General features: G+C 65.7%; 14 protein-coding genes. All 14 read right to left on the reverse strand.

Going from position 1 to position 15,179, the window contains the following annotated elements; all coding sequences use genetic code 11:
- Positions 1 to 2: 2 nt before the first annotated feature.
- Positions 3 to 1,013: an NADH-quinone oxidoreductase subunit NuoH gene (nuoH, locus tag PVZ77_RS06775; RefSeq protein ID WP_273806037.1), complete on the reverse strand. Its 1,011-nt coding sequence runs from the start codon at positions 1,011 to 1,013 to the stop codon at positions 3 to 5.
- Positions 1,010 to 3,751 (reverse strand): NADH-quinone oxidoreductase subunit NuoG, encoded by a 2,742-nt coding sequence (nuoG, locus tag PVZ77_RS06780; RefSeq protein ID WP_273806038.1) that lies wholly within the window; start codon positions 3,749 to 3,751, stop codon positions 1,010 to 1,012. The genes nuoH and nuoG overlap by 4 nt, the downstream gene beginning before the upstream one ends.
- Positions 3,752 to 3,891: 140 nt before the next feature.
- The gene (gene nuoF, locus PVZ77_RS06785; RefSeq protein ID WP_017642309.1) at positions 3,892 to 5,241 is read right to left on the reverse strand and encodes an NADH-quinone oxidoreductase subunit NuoF; all 1,350 of its coding nucleotides are present in this window, start codon (positions 5,239 to 5,241) and stop codon (positions 3,892 to 3,894) included.
- Positions 5,238 to 5,738 carry an NADH-quinone oxidoreductase subunit NuoE gene (gene nuoE, locus PVZ77_RS06790; RefSeq protein ID WP_017642310.1) on the reverse strand — a complete coding sequence of 167 codons (501 nt, stop codon included), beginning with the start codon at positions 5,736 to 5,738 and terminating at the stop codon, positions 5,238 to 5,240. The genes nuoF and nuoE overlap by 4 nt, the downstream gene beginning before the upstream one ends.
- Positions 5,739 to 5,740: 2 nt before the next feature.
- The gene (gene nuoC / locus PVZ77_RS06795) at positions 5,741 to 7,525 is read right to left on the reverse strand and encodes an NADH-quinone oxidoreductase subunit C/D (protein WP_273806039.1); all 1,785 of its coding nucleotides are present in this window, start codon (positions 7,523 to 7,525) and stop codon (positions 5,741 to 5,743) included.
- Positions 7,526 to 7,576: 51 nt separating this feature from the next.
- Positions 7,577 to 8,251: a NuoB/complex I 20 kDa subunit family protein gene (locus PVZ77_RS06800; RefSeq protein ID WP_273806040.1), complete on the reverse strand. Its 675-nt coding sequence runs from the start codon at positions 8,249 to 8,251 to the stop codon at positions 7,577 to 7,579.
- A 10-nt stretch (positions 8,252 to 8,261) separates the two neighbouring features.
- Positions 8,262 to 8,675 (reverse strand): NADH-quinone oxidoreductase subunit A, encoded by a 414-nt coding sequence (locus PVZ77_RS06805; protein WP_007158885.1) that lies wholly within the window; start codon positions 8,673 to 8,675, stop codon positions 8,262 to 8,264.
- Between the two features lie 257 nt (positions 8,676 to 8,932).
- Positions 8,933 to 9,694, reverse strand: coding sequence for a secretin N-terminal domain-containing protein (locus tag PVZ77_RS06810; protein ID WP_273806041.1), 762 nt, complete (start codon positions 9,692 to 9,694; stop codon positions 8,933 to 8,935).
- A complete protein-coding gene (locus PVZ77_RS06815) occupies positions 9,691 to 10,221 on the reverse strand; it encodes a DUF7931 domain-containing protein (protein WP_273806042.1) in 531 nt (176 codons plus the stop codon). Before PVZ77_RS06815 ends, PVZ77_RS06810 begins: the two co-directional genes overlap by 4 nt.
- 12 nt (positions 10,222 to 10,233) lie before the next feature.
- A complete protein-coding gene (locus PVZ77_RS06820) occupies positions 10,234 to 11,412 on the reverse strand; it encodes a ribosomal protein uL16 3-hydroxylase (RefSeq protein WP_273806043.1) in 1,179 nt (392 codons plus the stop codon).
- A 58-nt stretch (positions 11,413 to 11,470) separates the two neighbouring features.
- Complete coding sequence (gene purB, locus PVZ77_RS06825; RefSeq protein WP_273806044.1) at positions 11,471 to 12,841, reverse strand: adenylosuccinate lyase; 1,371 nt, start codon at positions 12,839 to 12,841, stop codon at positions 11,471 to 11,473.
- An 87-nt stretch (positions 12,842 to 12,928) separates the two neighbouring features.
- Positions 12,929 to 13,549: a high frequency lysogenization protein HflD gene (gene hflD, locus PVZ77_RS06830; RefSeq protein ID WP_273806045.1), complete on the reverse strand. Its 621-nt coding sequence runs from the start codon at positions 13,547 to 13,549 to the stop codon at positions 12,929 to 12,931.
- On the reverse strand, positions 13,546 to 14,628 hold the full coding sequence (gene mnmA, locus PVZ77_RS06835) for a tRNA 2-thiouridine(34) synthase MnmA (protein WP_443218045.1): 1,083 nt from the start codon (positions 14,626 to 14,628) through the stop codon (positions 13,546 to 13,548). The genes hflD and mnmA overlap by 4 nt, the downstream gene beginning before the upstream one ends.
- A 28-nt stretch (positions 14,629 to 14,656) precedes the next feature.
- On the reverse strand, positions 14,657 to 15,109 hold the full coding sequence (locus PVZ77_RS06840; protein ID WP_273806047.1) for an NUDIX hydrolase: 453 nt from the start codon (positions 15,107 to 15,109) through the stop codon (positions 14,657 to 14,659).
- Positions 15,110 to 15,179 lie beyond the last annotated feature (70 nt).

Here is a 15,179-nt window from a genome sequence, read left to right on the forward strand (position 1 = left end):
CCTCACTGGCCGATGGCCGGCGTGGCGCTATAGAGCACCACCGCGCCGGTCACCAGCAGGTTGATCAGGGTCAGGGGCAGGCAGAACTTCCAGCTGAAGGCCATTACCTGGTCGTAGCGCGGACGCGGAATGGACGCGCGCAGCAGGATGAAGATCATGATGAAGAAGGCGGTCTTCAGGGCGAACCAGAAAAACGACAGCCAGGGCAGGGTGTCCAGGAAGGGACCGTGCCAGCCGCCGAAGAACAGGGTCACCAGCAGCGCCGAGATCAGCACGATGCCGATGTACTCGCCGACGAAGAACATGCCCCATTTCATGCCCGCGTATTCGATGTGGTAACCGTCGGCGAGCTCCTGCTCGGCTTCCGGCTGATCGAAGGGATGACGGTGGGTGACGGCGATGCCGGCGATGAAGAAGGTGCAGAAGCCGAAGAACTGGGGAACGATGAACCACCAGCCCTGGTGCTGCGCCTCGACGATGTCCCTCATGTTGAAGGAACCCGTCACCGCGACGATGCCCATCACCGACAGACCCATGAACACCTCGTAGGAGAGGGTCTGGGCCGAGGCGCGCATGGCGCCCAGCAGCGAGAACTTGTTGTTGCTCGCCCAGCCGGCGAAGAGCACGGCGTAGACGTTGACACCGGCCATGGCGAAGAAGAACAGCAGGCCGACGTTCAGGTCCGCCACGCCCCAGGTGGGGGTGATCGGGATGACCGAGAAGGCCACCAGCAGCGAACCCATGGCGATCACCGGCGCCAGGGCGAAGATCATCTTGTCGGCGAACGGCGGCGTCCAGTCCTCCTTGAAGAACATCTTCAGCATGTCGGCGCCAAGCTGAAAGGCGCCGAAGGGACCGACGCGGTTGGGACCGTGGCGGTCCTGCCAGAGACCCAGCAGGCGCCGTTCGACGAAGCTCAGCAGCGCCCCGCAGATGACCACCGCCAGGAGGATGACGATGGCCTTGAGTATGCCGATCACCACGGCGATGAGGGTTGGGGTGAGCCAGGTCATGCCGCGGCCTCCTGCAGTCCTTCCACGGTGAGGCCGGCGAAGTCCACCGGAATCCCTTCGAAGCCGGCGGGCAGACCGACCAGACCCACCGACAGCTCGGGCTTGATCTGCAGCGGCAGGCGCAATTCCTGACCGGCGACCTGCAGGCGCAGCAGGGCGCCTTCATTGACGCCCAGGCGGTCGGCATCGGCCTTGGCCAGCGCCACATAGGCGGCCGGGATGCGCTCGCGTACCGGCTCGGCGCGGGAAGAGGTCTCTTCGCTGCCGAACAGGTGGTACAGCGGCACGGCCTGGAAGCCGGACTCGGTACCGCGCACGACGGCGGTCGGGACGGCAAACCAGCCCAGGCGATCGCCCTGGGTCTCGATCAGACGCACGCCCGGATCTCCGGCGCGCAGGTGACCACCGACCTCGTCCTGGAACTTGTTCCAGGCTTGGGGCGAGTTCCAGCCAGGGGACCAGGCGAAGGGAATCTGCTGACGCGGTTCGACGCTGCCGGCATAGCCTTCCATGGAGAAGGCGAAGGCGGTGTCGGCATCCTGGGGCGCGCGCGGCTCGTGCACGCTGAGGTTGGCGCGCATGGAGGTGCGGCCGCTGTAGCGATGCGGTTCGCGGGCGAGCTTGAGGCCCTTCACCCGGAAGCTGGCGTTGGGCGCGGCGTCGCGGATGCCGTCCAGCTGCGGCGCGGCGGTGGCCACGGCGTCGGTGACGTGGTCCAGCTGGGTCCAGTCCACCGGGCGGTTGTCCAGGGTGTTGCGCAGGGCGTGCAGCCAGCGCCAGCCCTCGCGGATCAGGCTGGAGGGATCGTAGTAGCTCGGCTCATAGACCTGGAAGAAGCGCTGGGCGCGACCTTCCTGGCTGACCAGGGTACCGTCGCCTTCGGCGAAGCTCGCCGCCGGCAGCACCAGGTCGGCGCGCTGGGCAGTGGCGGTACGCTGGTGATCCAGCACCACCAGCACCTGGGCGCGGGCCAGGGCCTGATCCACCTGCTGGGCAGGGGCGCGGCGATAGAGGTCGTTCTCCAGCACCACCAGGGCATCGGCCTGGCCGTTTTCCAGGGCCGCGAAGGCGTCTTCGACGGACTCGCCGCCATAGAGCGCCAGGCCCAGGCTGTTGGCTTCGGGCACCACCAGGCTCAGGGAACCGGCCTTGCCCTTGGCGGCCAGAGCCTTGGCCAGGTTGGCGGCGGCTTCGATCAGCGCCGGCTCACCCAGGGAGGTACCGGACACCACCAGCGGGCGTTCGGCCGCCAGCAGGGTTTCGGCCAGCAGGCGCGCCTGCTCGGCGACTTCGTCGCTCAGGCCGTCGACGGCCGGGGCGCTGGCGTCGATGGCATGGGCCACGGCATGGCCGAAGCGGGCCAGTTCCAGCGGCGAACCATGCAGGCGGGCGTCGGCGACGTCGTCCAGGCGGGTGGCGGCGACGTCGTCCAGGCGGGTGGCGGCGACGCTGGCGATGAACAGCGGATTGCGCTCGCTCTGGCCGATGTTCTGCACGGCCGCGTTCAGCCAGGGCTGGATCTTCTGGGCCGCGGCCATGGCCTCGGGCTTGCCCTTGACGGACTGCCGCAGGGACAGCGCCAGGCGGGCCGCGGTCTGGGTCAGATCCTCGCCGAGGACGAAGACGGCATCGTGCTTCTCCATGGCGCGCAGGGTCGGGACGGGCAGGGGGCTGTCCTTGAGCACCTGCAGCACCAGGCGGACGTTGGCCAGGTCACGGGCGCTCATGCCACTGGAGAAGTTTTCGGCGCCGACCAGCTCACGCAGGGCGTGGTTGCTTTCCAGGCTGGCACGCGGCGAACCGATGCCGATCACCTTCTTGCCGCGCAGCAGCAGGGCGGCGCGATCCAGGGCGGCGTCGATGCCGGTCTCCAGGCTGCCGTCCTTCAGCAGGGCCTGGCGCGGACGATCCTTGCGATTGACATAGCCATAGCCGAAGCGGCCACGGTCGCAGAGGAAGTACTGGTTGACCGAACCGTTGAAGCGGTTCTCGATGCGGCGCAGTTCGCCATAGCGCTCGCCGGGGCTGATGTTGCAGCCCGACGAGCAGCCATGGCAGATGCTCGGGGCGAACTGCATGTCCCACTTGCGATTGTAGCGCTCGGAGTGGGTCTTGTCGGTGAACACCCCGGTGGGGCAGACCTCGGTCAGGTTGCCGGAGAACTCGCTCTCCAGGGCACCGTCCTCGACGCGGCCGAAATAGACGTTGTCGTGGGCGCCGTAGACACCCAGGTCGGTACCGCCGGCGTAGTCCTTGTAGTAGCGCACGCAGCGATAGCAGGCGATGCAGCGGTTCATCTCGTGAGCGACGAACGGGCCGAGGTCCTGGTTTTGGTGGGTGCGCTTGGTGAAGCGATAGCGGCGCTTGTTGTGGCCGGTCATCACCGTCATGTCCTGCAGGTGGCAGTGGCCGCCTTCTTCGCAGACCGGACAGTCGTGGGGATGGTTGGTCATCAGCCATTCGATGACCGAGCTGCGGAATTCCTTGGCTTCGGCGTCTTCGATGGAGATGTAGGTCTTGTCGCTGGACGGGGTCATGCAGGACATGACCAGGCGCCCGCGGGTGTCATTCTCGTCGGCGAACTGCTTCACCGCGCACTGGCGGCAGGCGCCGACGCTGCCCAGCGCCGGGTGCCAGCAGAAATAGGGGATGTCGAGCCCCAGGGACAGGCAGGCTTCGAGGAGGTTGTCCGCCCCGTCGACCTCGTACGTCTTGCCGTCTACATGGATAGTGGCCATAGGGTTTTCTTCTCACCCGCGCAGGGCGGGTCTGGCTAATGGGAAAACGTTCGCGCCGCCCTGACGATCGTCGGAGGCGGCGCCGGCCGGAGCAGGTCCGGCCAGAAAGCGATGGGAGCGGCCCCGTGGGGGGCCGGTCCTCAGGTCACGCTCGCCGAAGCAGTTGGCCGTGGCTCGCTGGGCGCCTTGCGCACACCGGCCTCGAACTCTTCGCGGAAATACTTGATGGCACTGCCCAGGGGCTCGACGGCACCCGGTGCGTGGGCACAGAAGGTCTTGCCCGGGCCGAGGAAATTGACCAGCTGCAGCAGGGTATCGAGATCGCCCTGCTGGCCTTCGCCCTTCTCCAGGCTGCGCAGAAGCTTGACGCTCCAGGGCAGGCCGTCGCGGCAGGGGGTGCACCAGCCGCAGGATTCCCGGGCGAAGAACTCTTCCATGTTGCGCAGCAGCGAGACCATGTTGACGCTGTCGTCCACGGCCAGGGCCAGACCGGTGCCCATGCGGGTGCCGACCTTGCCGATGCCGCCGGCGTACATCTGCGCCGAGAGATGCTCGGGCAGCAGGAAGCCGGTACCGGCGCCACCGGGCTGCCAGCATTTCAGCTTGAAGCCGTCGCGCATGCCGCCGGCATAGTCCTCGAACAGCTCCTGGGCGGTGATGCCGAAGGGCAGTTCCCAGACGCCGGGATTCTTGACCTTGCCGGAGAAGCCCATGAGCTTGGTGCCCATGTCTTCGCTGCCTTCGCGGGCCAGGCTCTTGTACCAGTCCACGCCGCCCGCGACGATGCCCGGCACGTTGCACAGGGTCTCGACGTTGTTGACGCAGGTCGGCTTGCCCCAGACGCCGACGGCGGCGGGGAAGGGCGGCTTGGAGCGCGGGTTGGCGCGACGGCCTTCCAGGGAGTTGATCAGCGCGGTCTCTTCGCCACAGATGTAGCGACCGGCGCCGGTGTGGACGAACAGCTCGAAATCGAAGCCGCTGCCCAGGATGTTCTTGCCCAGCAGGCCGGCGGCCTTGGCTTCTTCCACGGCGCGCCGCAGGTTGGCGGCGGCGTCGACGTATTCGCCACGCAGGAAGATGTAGCCACGGTAGGCCTTGAGCGCCCGGGCGCTGATCAGCATGCCTTCCACCAGCAGGTGGGGCAACTGCTCCATGAGCAGGCGGTCCTTCCAGGTGTTGGGCTCCATCTCGTCCGCGTTGCACAGCAGGTAGCGGATGTCGAGGGATTCGTCCTTGGGCATCAGGCCCCACTTCACGCCGGTGGGGAAGCCCGCACCGCCACGGCCCTTGAGGCCGGAGTCCTTGACTTCCTGGACGATGGCGTCCGGTGCCAGCTCGGTCAGCGCCTTGCGTGCCGCGGCGTAGCCGTCCTTCGCCTGGTATTCCTCCAGCCAGACCGGGGCGCCGTCTTCACGCAGGCGCCAGGTCAGGGGATGGGTCTCGGGGGTACGGGCAATGCTGTTGGCAGGCCCGAAGGAGGTCAGTCTCATGCGTATCCCTCCAGCAGTTTGGCCACGCCCGCAGGTTGGACATCGCCATGGGTGTCGTCGTCGATCATCAGCGCCGGGGCCTTGTCGCAATTGCCCAGGCAGCAGACCGGCAGCAGGGTGAAGCGGCTGTCGGTGGTGGTCTGGCCCAGGCCGATGCCCAGCTGGCGCTGGATCTCGCCGACCACGGATTCGTGGCCGCCGATGTAGCAGGTCATGCTGTCGCACACGCGGATGATGTGGCGGCCGACCGGCACGCGGAAGATCTGGCTGTAGAAGGTCGCCACGCCCTCGACGTCGCTGGCGGGAATGCCCAGCACCTCGCCGATGGCGTAGATGGCGCCATCCGGCACCCAACCACGTTCCTTCTGGACGATCTTCAGGGCTTCGATGGACGCCGCGCGCGGGTCCTCGTAGTGATGCATCTCGTGCTCGATGGCCGAGCGCTCGGTGTCGCTCAGGACGAAGCGGTCGGTTTGGATCAGGGTTTCGGTGCTCATGCTCAGCGGTCCACGTCGGCCATGACGAAGTCGATACTGCCCAGGTAGGCAATCAGGTCGGACACCATGCTGCCGCGGATGACGGCCGGGATCTGCTGCAGGTGCGGGAAGCTCGGCGTCCGGATGCGGGTGCGGTAGCTCATGGTGCTGCCATCGCTCGTCAGGTAGTAGCTGTTGGCGCCCTTGGTCGCCTCGATCATCTGGAAGGCTTCGCCGGCCGGCATCACCGGACCCCAGGACACTTGCAGGAAGTGGGTGATCAGGGTCTCGATGTGCTGCAGGGTGCGTTCCTTGGGCGGCGGCGTAGTGAGCGGGTGATCCGCCTTGTACGGGCCTTCGGGCATGTGCTGCAGGCACTGCTCGATGATGCGCAGACTCTGGCGCATCTCTTCGACGCGCAGCATGCCGCGGTCGTAGCAGTCGCCGTTGTGGGCGATGGGCACTTCGAATTCGAAGTTCTCGTAGCCGGAGTAGGGACGAGCCTTGCGCAGGTCGAAATCGAGACCGGTGGCGCGCAGGTTGGGGCCGGTGACGCCCCACTCCAAGGCTTCCTTTGTGTTGTAGACGGCGACGTTCTTGGTTCGGCCGATGAGGATGCTGTTCTTCATCGCGGCCTTTTCGTACTCGTCCAGGCGCTTGGGCATCCAGTCGAGGAATTCGCGGACCAGCTTGTCCCAGCCGCGCGGCAGGTCGTGGGCAACGCCGCCGATACGGAACCAGGCCGGGTGCATGCGGAAGCCGGTGATGGCCTCGATGACCTTGTACGCACGCTGACGGTCGGTGAAGGTAAAGAACACCGGGGTCATGGCGCCGACGTCCTGGATATAGGTGCCCAGGTACAGCAGGTGGCTGTTGATGCGGAAGAACTCGGCCATCATCACCCGGATGAAGTCGACCCGCGACGGCACCTTGATGCCGGCGAGCTTTTCCACCGAAAGGACGTAGGGCAGGTTGTTCATCACCCCGCCCAGATAATCGATCCGGTCGGTGTAGGGGATGTAGCTGTGCCAGGACTGGCGCTCGGCCATCTTCTCGGCGCCCCGATGGTGGTAGCCGATCTCCGGCACGCAGTCGACGATCTCTTCGCCGTCCAGTTGCAGGATGATGCGGAAGGCACCATGGGCGGAAGGGTGGTTCGGGCCCAGGTTGAGGAACATGTAATCGGAATTCTCCGCATGTTCCTTCATGCCCCACTCTTCGGGCTTGAATCTCAGGGTCTCCTGCTCGAGATCCTGCTTGGCGGCGTTCAGCGCATAGGGATCGAACTCGGTGGCCCGCGCCGGATAGTCCTTGCGCAGCGGATGACCCTGCCAGTTGTCGGCCATCAGCATGCGCTTGGGCAGCGGGTGACCGTCGAAATGGATGCCGTACATGTCCAGCACTTCCCGCTCGTACCAGTTGGCATTGGGGTAGATGCCGGTGGCGGTGGGCAGGCGCAGGTCGTTGGCGGACAGGGCCACCTTGAGCATCACATCGCTGTTACGGTCGATGGACAGCAGGTGGTAGAAGACGGTGAAGTCCGCGTTGGGCAGGCCGCGGCGGTGAGTCCGCAGGCGCTCGTCCACGCCATGCAGGTCATAGAGCATGACGTAGGGGCGGGGCACGTTGCGCAGGAAGCGCAGTACTTCGATGATTCTTTCGCGCGCCACCCAGATCACCGGCATGCCGGTACGGGTGTCTTGCAGGGTCAGGGCGTCGGCGCCGAATTGGCCCTGGAGTTCGCCAACCACCGACGCATCGCCGGCAGGGGCGAGCGCAGAGGCGGACAGAGCGGTGTCTGCGGTCATGATGTTCCGTCGCTAATCGATCGTCGTCAGCGTGCAGGTCCCGTAGGGGACTTACACGTCGTCTGGGCTGCGCAGGTTGGTGACCTGGATGCGGCGCTCGCGGTTCTGCTCGCGCTGCGAAGGCATCTCGGCGCGATAGATGCCCTGGTCGCCCACCACCCAGGAAAGGGGGCGGCGCTCTTCACCGATGGAGTCCTGCAGGAGCATCAGGCCCTGGAGGAAGGCTTCGGGGCGAGGCGGGCAGCCGGGCACATAGACGTCGACGGGCAGGAACTTGTCCACGCCCTGAACGACCGAGTAGATGTCGTACATACCGCCGGAGTTGGCGCAGGCGCCCATCGAGATCACCCACTTGGGTTCCAGCATCTGCTCGTACAGGCGCTGGATGACCGGGGCCATCTTCATGAAGGGAGTGCCGGCGATGACCATGAAGTCGGCCTGACGCGGCGAGGCCCGGATGACTTCGGCGCCGAAGCGGGCGATGTCGTGGGGCGCCGTGAACGCGGTGGTCATTTCCACATAGCAGCAGGACAGGCCGAAGTTGTAGGGCCAGAGGGAATTCTTGCGTCCCCAATTGACCGCGCCCCGCAGGACATCTTCAAGTTTGCCCATGAAGATGCTGCGGTTGACCTGACTCTCCATTGGGTCGGCAACGGTTTCCCGTTGGCCGGCCGGATAGCGGTCTACTGCCGCATCGGGATCGATCCGGGTGAGATTGTATTGCATTGCCAAAGCCTCATTGTTTCGACTTCGCCTGCCGCTCGCGACGGCTCGCAGGCGCCCAATCGAGCGCTCCGATTCGCCACAGGTAGACAAGACCCGCCAACAGAATTGCTATGAAAATGGAGGCTTCCACGAAGCCGGCCCATCCCGATTCACGGATGGACACCGACCAGGCGAAGAGAAAGAGGGCTTCGACATCGAAGATCACGAAGAGCATCGCGACCAGGTAGAACTTGGCAGAGAGACGGAGACGGGCACCCCCGGTGGGGACGATGCCGGACTCGAAGGGATCGTTCTTGCTACGGCCCACGGCTTTGCTGCCGAGCAGGCTCGAGACTCCGAGCATGAAGGCGATCAGACCAACCACGCCCAGGAGAAATACCGCGAAGCTCCAGTTGTGGGTCAGTAGGCTGATCGACTCAGACATGCTTTGAATCCTTAATTATTGGGTATCAGGCGCTATCAGTGCGACACGGTGTCGCAAGACAGACAGATTTTATGCTCTATCGATTCATTCTGTAAATTTATTGGTCCAAAAAGATTCTATTGGACTGCTTTGAATCAAACTAAACAGAACTTCAGGTTTATTTGAGAATGAATATAAGAATTATTCTCAAAAAACTTCATTGTCTGGTGAAGCCTAGATTGCCAAGCGCCGCGAGAGTTCTCCCATTCGCCGGTCGGTCAGTCGATGAGGTCGGCGCGAATGCTCAACTGGCGGTCGTCATGACCCTCGGTTGAGTAGTAGCGGGTAAGCCCGTTCTGGTCGCCCTCGACCTGTTGCCGAAAGCCCCCTAGATTAAGCCATTGCCCGAGGGGACCGCTGATGCGAGTGGCGGCGCTCTGGGTCTGCACCGTACCCGGGCGCCCGGTGGCGGCCCGATCATCGACGCTACTGATGTCCAGGTGCACCAGGTTGCCGCTCAGACGGGCGGTGACCTGAAAGCCTCGTTCGAGGCGGCGGTAATCGGTCTGGGCAGAGCTCTGCCCATAGGGCGAGGTCTGGTAGGTGGTGACCGGGACATCCTCGCCGAAACGGATGAAGGCCGGGTAGCCCTCGGTGACCTGGACGCGCTGGGCGCCATCCTCCCGCTGATCGGTGCTGTCTTCGATGATGCGCACCTGGGGCGCACGCACGTCGCCGTTTACCGAATAACCCTGACTGGCACCCGAGCTGCCGGCGCGGGTAGCCAGGGTGACAAGCAGGCGCCGCGGCTGGGTATCCAGCTGGGCCAGCAGAGTCTTGATCTCGGCGAGCTTGGCCGGCTCGGCATTGACGATCAGCTGATTGCCATAGACGTTGACCTTGCCTTCGCCGCCGATGACGGATTGCAGGGTGGGCAGGAGATCGTCGGCGGTGCGGTACTGCAGGGGAATGACCTCGGTACGAGGCGTGGCCCAGGCGGTGGCCGTCAACAGCAGCAGAAGCGCCAGCAGGCCCTTCACAGCACCATCCTCCGCAATTCCTGATCCGGCTGGCTGATGGCCCAGAGGCGGTCGAAGACCTGCTGCTGGACCTTGACGGCGGCGCGGTCGCCATAACGCACGAAGCCATTGGGGGCGCTGCCCATGCGACGCAGCAGGGCCTGGTCGTCGACGATGAGGCAGCTGCCTTCCGGTTGCCGATCGGCCGGTGGCCGCCGGATCAGCAGATTGCTGGTCAGGCGCTGCGCCAGGGCGATGAGGCGGTGGCCCTGGCGCATGGCGAGGGCGCTGTCGTTGATCAGGATGCGTACCTGATGCCGCGGATGGCCCAGCAGCAGGCGCTTGATCGCCGTCTCGACGTCCAGGTTGTCGTAGAGGGGCGCTTCCAGATCGGGCGTCTGGAGGCACAGCTGGCGGCTGGCTTGAGCGATGAGGCGGACGCTGTGCTCACGCAGGGCGTCCAGGCCTTCGAGGCGCAGGGCGAAGTCCTGGCCGAGCTGGGGTTCGGGCAGGCCGTCCAGGGTCAGATCGGCAAAGGACTCGTCCACGGCGGCTCCCTATCACTCTTCGTCGTCTTCTCCGGCGAAGATCAGACTGCCCTGCTGGAGCAGCTCGCGGATCAGGCGCATGGCATCGTCGTCCTGCAGCCAGGGCGCGAGATTGGCCTCGTGCAGGACCTCCGCCGAGCATAGCAGGTCGAGCAGCGGTTGCAGCCTCATGGGTAGCAGGCGGCTCTGGCCGCTGGCGAAGACCATCACCTCGTCTTCCAGGCGACTCCAGGCGATGCGACCGCTGGGGTTGCGCATCAGCAGGGCGCCTTCGTCGAGTTCCTTGCGCAGCTGCTTGGCGCTGAGGTTTTCCCCGGCGACCCGCTCCGGGTAGCGCGGCTCGGTCATGTGCTGGCCGAACCAGGCCAGCAGCAGGCGATCATCGCTCAGGTGGCGCTCCATCAGGCCGCGCAGGCGCTCGATGGCCTCGGGCGGGATCTCCGCCGGATGCTCGCTGGCCGGCGCGCAACCGGCGTCGCTGTAGCGCTCGTCCTCGGGGATGAACTGGGCGAGGAAGTCGGTGAAGTGGGTGAGCACCTCGCCGGCGCTGGGGGCGCGGAAGCCGATGGAGTAGGTCATGCACTCGTCTTCGGCGATGCCGTCATGGGCCAGACCCGGCGGCAGGTAGAGCATGTCACCCGGTTCCAGGACCCATTCGTCGGTCTGCTGGAAATCGGCGAGGATCTTCAGCTCCAGGCCGTCGATCAGCGGGCTGTCGGCGGTGCAGGGCTGGCCGATGCGCCAACGGCGGCGGCCATGGCCCTGCAGCAGGAAGACGTCATAGTGATCGTAGTGGGGGCCGACACCGCCACCGGGGGCGGCATAGCTGACCATGATGTCGTCGACGCGCCAGTTGGGCAGGAAGCGGAAGGATTCCAGCACCTCGGCCACCTCGGGCACGAACTGGTCGACCGATTGCACCAGCAGGGTCCAGTCCCGCTCGGGCAGGCCGGCGAAGGTGTCTTCCGGGAGCGGGCCGCGGCGCAGCTCCCAGGTCTGGTCCTGGCCGATGATCAGGCGGGATTCGATTTCCTCCTCCAGCGACAGGCCAGCCAGTTCGTCGGGCTCCAGGGGATTCTGGAAGTCCGGGAGGGCCTGGCGGATCAGCAGGGGTTTCTGCTGCCAGTAGTCGCGGAGGAATTCACGGGCGGTCAGGCCGCCGAGCAGTTGCAGGGGTTGATCCGGGTTCATGCACACCTCGCGCAATGAAAAACGCCCGGCGAGGCCGGGCGTAGAAAAAGGATGATCTTCAGACCCGACGGGCCTGCTCGGCAGCATTGCCGATATAGCCGGCCGGGGTCAGCTGGCGCAGTTCGGCCTTGGCGGCCTCGGGGATCTCCAGGCCGTCGATGAAGTCCTGCAGGGCGCTGGCGCTGATGCCCTTGCCGCGGGTCAGCTCCTTGAGCTTCTCGTAGGGGTTGGCCACGCCATAGCGGCGCATCACGGTCTGCACCGGCTCGGCCAGGACTTCCCAGCAGGCGTCCAGGTCCTCGGCGATGCGGGCGGCGTTGAGTTCCAGCTTACTGATGCCCTTGAGGGTGGCTTCGTAGGCGATCACGCCGTGGGCCAGGCCGGTGCCCAGGTTGCGCAGCACGGTGGAGTCGGTCAGGTCGCGCTGCCAGCGGGAGATCGGCAGCTTGCTGGCCAGGTGCTGGAGGATGGCGTTGGCGATACCCAGGTTGCCTTCGGAGTTCTCGAAGTCGATGGGGTTGACCTTGTGCGGCATGGTCGAGGAGCCGATCTCGCCGGCCACGGTCTTCTGCTTGAAGTAGCCGAGGGAGATGTAGCCCCAGATGTCCCGGTCGAAGTCGATCAGGATGGTGTTGAAGCGGGCGATGGCGTCGAACAGCTCGGCGATGTAGTCGTGCGGCTCGATCTGGGTGGTGTAGGGATTCAGGGTCAGGCCGAGGTCGCCTTCGATGAAGGTGCGCGCATTGGCTTCCCAGTCGACGTCCGGGTAGGCGGACAGGTGGGCGTTGTAGTTGCCCACGGCGCCGTTGATCTTGCCCAGCGGGCGGACGGCGGCGATCTGCTCGATCTGGCGCTCCAGGCGATAGACCACGTTGGCCAGTTCCTTGCCCAGGCTGGTGGGAGAGGCGGGCTGGCCATGGGTGCGCGAGAGCATGGGCACGTCGGCGAAGCGATGGGCCAGCGCACGGATCTCGCCGGCGATCTGGCGCATCAGCGGCAGCAGCACCTGGTCACGACCTTCGCGCAGCATCAGCGCATGGGACAGGTTGTTGATGTCCTCGGAGGTGCAGGCGAAGTGGATGAATTCGCTCACCGCGGCCAGTTCCGGCAGGTCGGCGACCTCCTCCTTGAGCAGATACTCGATGGCCTTGACGTCGTGGTTGGTGGTGCGCTCGATGTCCTTGACCCGCTGCGCCTGCTCGACGCTGAACGCGGTGGCCAGCTTGTCCAGCAGGGCATTGGCCTCGGCGGAGAAGGGTGCGACCTCGGGAATGCCTGCGTGGGCGGCCAGGCGCTGCAGCCAGCGGACCTCGACCTGGGCGCGGAAACGGATCAGGCCGAATTCGCTGAAGATGGGGCGCAGGGCGGCGGTCTTGCCGGCGTAACGGCCGTCGATGGGCGATACGGCGGTGAGCGAGGAGAGCTGCATGGGCATTCTCTTGGTAGCAGGGGAGAAAGGGGCGGAATTCTACACGCAAAGGCCGGGTCTTTAGTACCGCCGCCGGCCAGTCCGGGATCAGCCGTTGCGCAGGGGATAGAGATTGTCGAGCAGCTTGCGGCGATTGAGCACCAGCTGCCAGCGATGGCCGCCGAGCTGCCGCCAGAGGCGGGCGGAACGAATGCCGGCCAGCAGCAGGGCGCGCACCCGCGAGGCGGTGGCGGACTGCTGGAGGTAGCGCATCTCGCCGTGCACCTGGATGCGCTGCTTGAAGGTGCTCAGGGTGTCTTCGTAGAGGCCACCGCAGGCGGCGATGACGTTCTCGTGGGCCACGCCGAAGTGTTCGACCTGGGACTGGATCTGGGTGAGGCGCCGGCCGATGAGGTCGAGCAGGTCGCCACGCTTCTCCAGCTTGCGTTCCAGGGCGGTCATCGCCAGGGCATAGCGCAGGGGCTCGCGCTGCAGGCTGTTGGGATTGCGTTCCAGGGTGCTGGAGAGGGCGCCCAGGCCCTCGCGCAGGGGGGCGACGCTGCCGCCATAGACGTCCAGGGTGCTGCCCGGATCCCGTACCAGCAGGCTGCCGAGCAGGCAGGCCAGGGGTTCTTCCGCGACCTGGCCGGTGCGCGCCAGCTGGTCCACCAGCAGGGCGGCCTGAAAGACGCCGCCCAGGGCGATGAGTTGTTCCTGGGTACGATTCATGCAGCGGGCGCCTCGGCGCAAGCGGGTTGGTAGTGTTCGATCACGCCGCCGCCCAGGCAGACGTCGCCGTCGTAGAAGACCACCGACTGGCCGGGGGTGACGGCGCGCTGGGGTTCGTCGAAGACCACCCGGTAGCCGGCGCCCTGACGCTCGATCCGGCAGGGCTGGTCCTGCTGGCGATAGCGGACCTTGGCGGTGAGGCGGCGCGGCTGGGCGAGCTGCAGATCGTTGACCCAGAACATCTCGCCGACGGTCAGGGACTCGGCGAACAGCCAGGGGTGGGCATTGCCCTGGCCGACGATCAGCACGTTGCGGGTCAGGTCCTTGCTCAGCACGTACCAGGGATCGTCACCGGCGTCCTTCATGCCGCCGATGCCCAGGCCCTGGCGTTGGCCGATGGTGTGGTACATCAGGCCGTGGTGGCGGCCGATGACCTCGCCGGTGGTGGTCTCGATGTCACCCGGCTGGGCCGGCAGGTACTGCTTGAGGAAGTCGCTGAAGCGGCGCTCGCCGATGAAGCAGATGCCGGTGGAGTCCTTCTTGCGCGCGGTGGCCAGGCCATGCAGCTCGGCGATGGCGCGGACCTCGGGCTTTTCCAGTTCGCCCACCGGGAAGAGCGTGCGCGCCAGCTGCTCGCCGCCCACGGCATGGAGGAAATAGCTCTGGTCCTTGTTGACATCCAGGCCCTTGAGCAACAGGGTCTGGCCGTCGACATCGCGACGGCGAACGTAGTGGCCGGTGGCGATCAGGTCGGCGCCCAGGGCCAGGGCGTAGTCGAGGAAGGCCTTGAACTTGATCTCGCGGTTGCAGAGGATGTCCGGATTGGGCGTGCGGCCAGCCTTGTATTCGGCAAGGAAGTGCTCGAAGACGTGGTCCCAGTACTCGGCGGCGAAGTTGGCCGTGTGCAACGTGATGCCGATGCGGTCGCAGACCGCCTGGGCATCGGCCAGGTCTTCCTTGGCGGTGCAGTACTCGGTGCCGTCATCCTCGTCCCAGTTCTTCATGAACAGGCCCTCGACCTGATAGCCCTGCTCCTTGAGCAAGAGGGCCGAGACCGAGGAATCCACTCCGCCGGACATGCCGACGATGACGCGGGTGCCGTTCACTTCAAAAACCTCTCATATCTACGATCATCGACAGGGGATAGCGGTGGCCGTCCAGGTATTTCTCGATGGCGTCCAGGACCAGGGGGCTGCGCAGCCGCGCCCGTTCGGCGCGGATCTCGTCGAGCGTCAGCCACACCGCGCGGGTGATGTCGGCGTCCAGGGCGCGCCCGGGCTCGTGGGCCAGGGGGCGGGCATGGAAGGCCGTGCGGTAGTAGGTGACGCCATTGGCTGGCGCCACATAGAGGCCGATGCCGATCACGCCCTGGATCTCCACCTGCCAGGCGGTTTCTTCCAGGGTCTCGCGGTGCGCCGCCTCGATCAGGCTCTCGCCTGGCTCCAGGTGCCCGGCCGGCTGGTTGAGCACCAGGCGACCCTGCTTCTCTTCTTCCACCAGCAGGAAGCGACCGGCGTCTTCCACCACGGTGGCCACGGTGACGTGGGCGTGCCAATCCATCTCGGACTCCGCTATCGGTAATCGCGCAGTATACGCCTTAAGCTTTGCCGGTCCCAAATGCAGCGAACCC

The organism is Pseudomonas sp. SHLD1 (assembly GCF_028640935.1).
GTDB lineage: Bacteria > Pseudomonadota > Gammaproteobacteria > Pseudomonadales > Pseudomonadaceae > Chryseomonas > Chryseomonas aestiva.

What these genes read in the sequence shown, in the direction of transcription:
- nuoH (WP_273806037.1), bottom strand. Translation starts at nt 1,013, where the DNA reads ATGACCTGGCTCACCCCAACCCTCATCGCCGTGGTGATCGGCATACTC.
- nuoG (WP_273806038.1), bottom strand. Translation starts at nt 3,751, where the DNA reads ATGGCCACTATCCATGTAGACGGCAAGACGTACGAGGTCGACGGGGCG.
- nuoF (WP_017642309.1), bottom strand. Translation starts at nt 5,241, where the DNA reads ATGAGACTGACCTCCTTCGGGCCTGCCAACAGCATTGCCCGTACCCCC.
- nuoE (WP_017642310.1), bottom strand. Translation starts at nt 5,738, where the DNA reads ATGAGCACCGAAACCCTGATCCAAACCGACCGCTTCGTCCTGAGCGAC.
- nuoC (WP_273806039.1), bottom strand. Translation starts at nt 7,525, where the DNA reads ATGACCGCAGACACCGCTCTGTCCGCCTCTGCGCTCGCCCCTGCCGGC.
- PVZ77_RS06800 (WP_273806040.1), bottom strand. Translation starts at nt 8,251, where the DNA reads ATGCAATACAATCTCACCCGGATCGATCCCGATGCGGCAGTAGACCGC.
- PVZ77_RS06805 (WP_007158885.1), bottom strand. Translation starts at nt 8,675, where the DNA reads ATGTCTGAGTCGATCAGCCTACTGACCCACAACTGGAGCTTCGCGGTA.
- PVZ77_RS06820 (WP_273806043.1), bottom strand. Translation starts at nt 11,412, where the DNA reads ATGAACCCGGATCAACCCCTGCAACTGCTCGGCGGCCTGACCGCCCGT.
- purB (WP_273806044.1), bottom strand. Translation starts at nt 12,841, where the DNA reads ATGCAGCTCTCCTCGCTCACCGCCGTATCGCCCATCGACGGCCGTTAC.
- hflD (WP_273806045.1), bottom strand. Translation starts at nt 13,549, where the DNA reads ATGAATCGTACCCAGGAACAACTCATCGCCCTGGGCGGCGTCTTTCAG.
- mnmA (WP_443218045.1), bottom strand. Translation starts at nt 14,628, where the DNA reads ATGTCCGGCGGAGTGGATTCCTCGGTCTCGGCCCTCTTGCTCAAGGAG.
- PVZ77_RS06840 (WP_273806047.1), bottom strand. Translation starts at nt 15,109, where the DNA reads ATGGATTGGCACGCCCACGTCACCGTGGCCACCGTGGTGGAAGACGCC.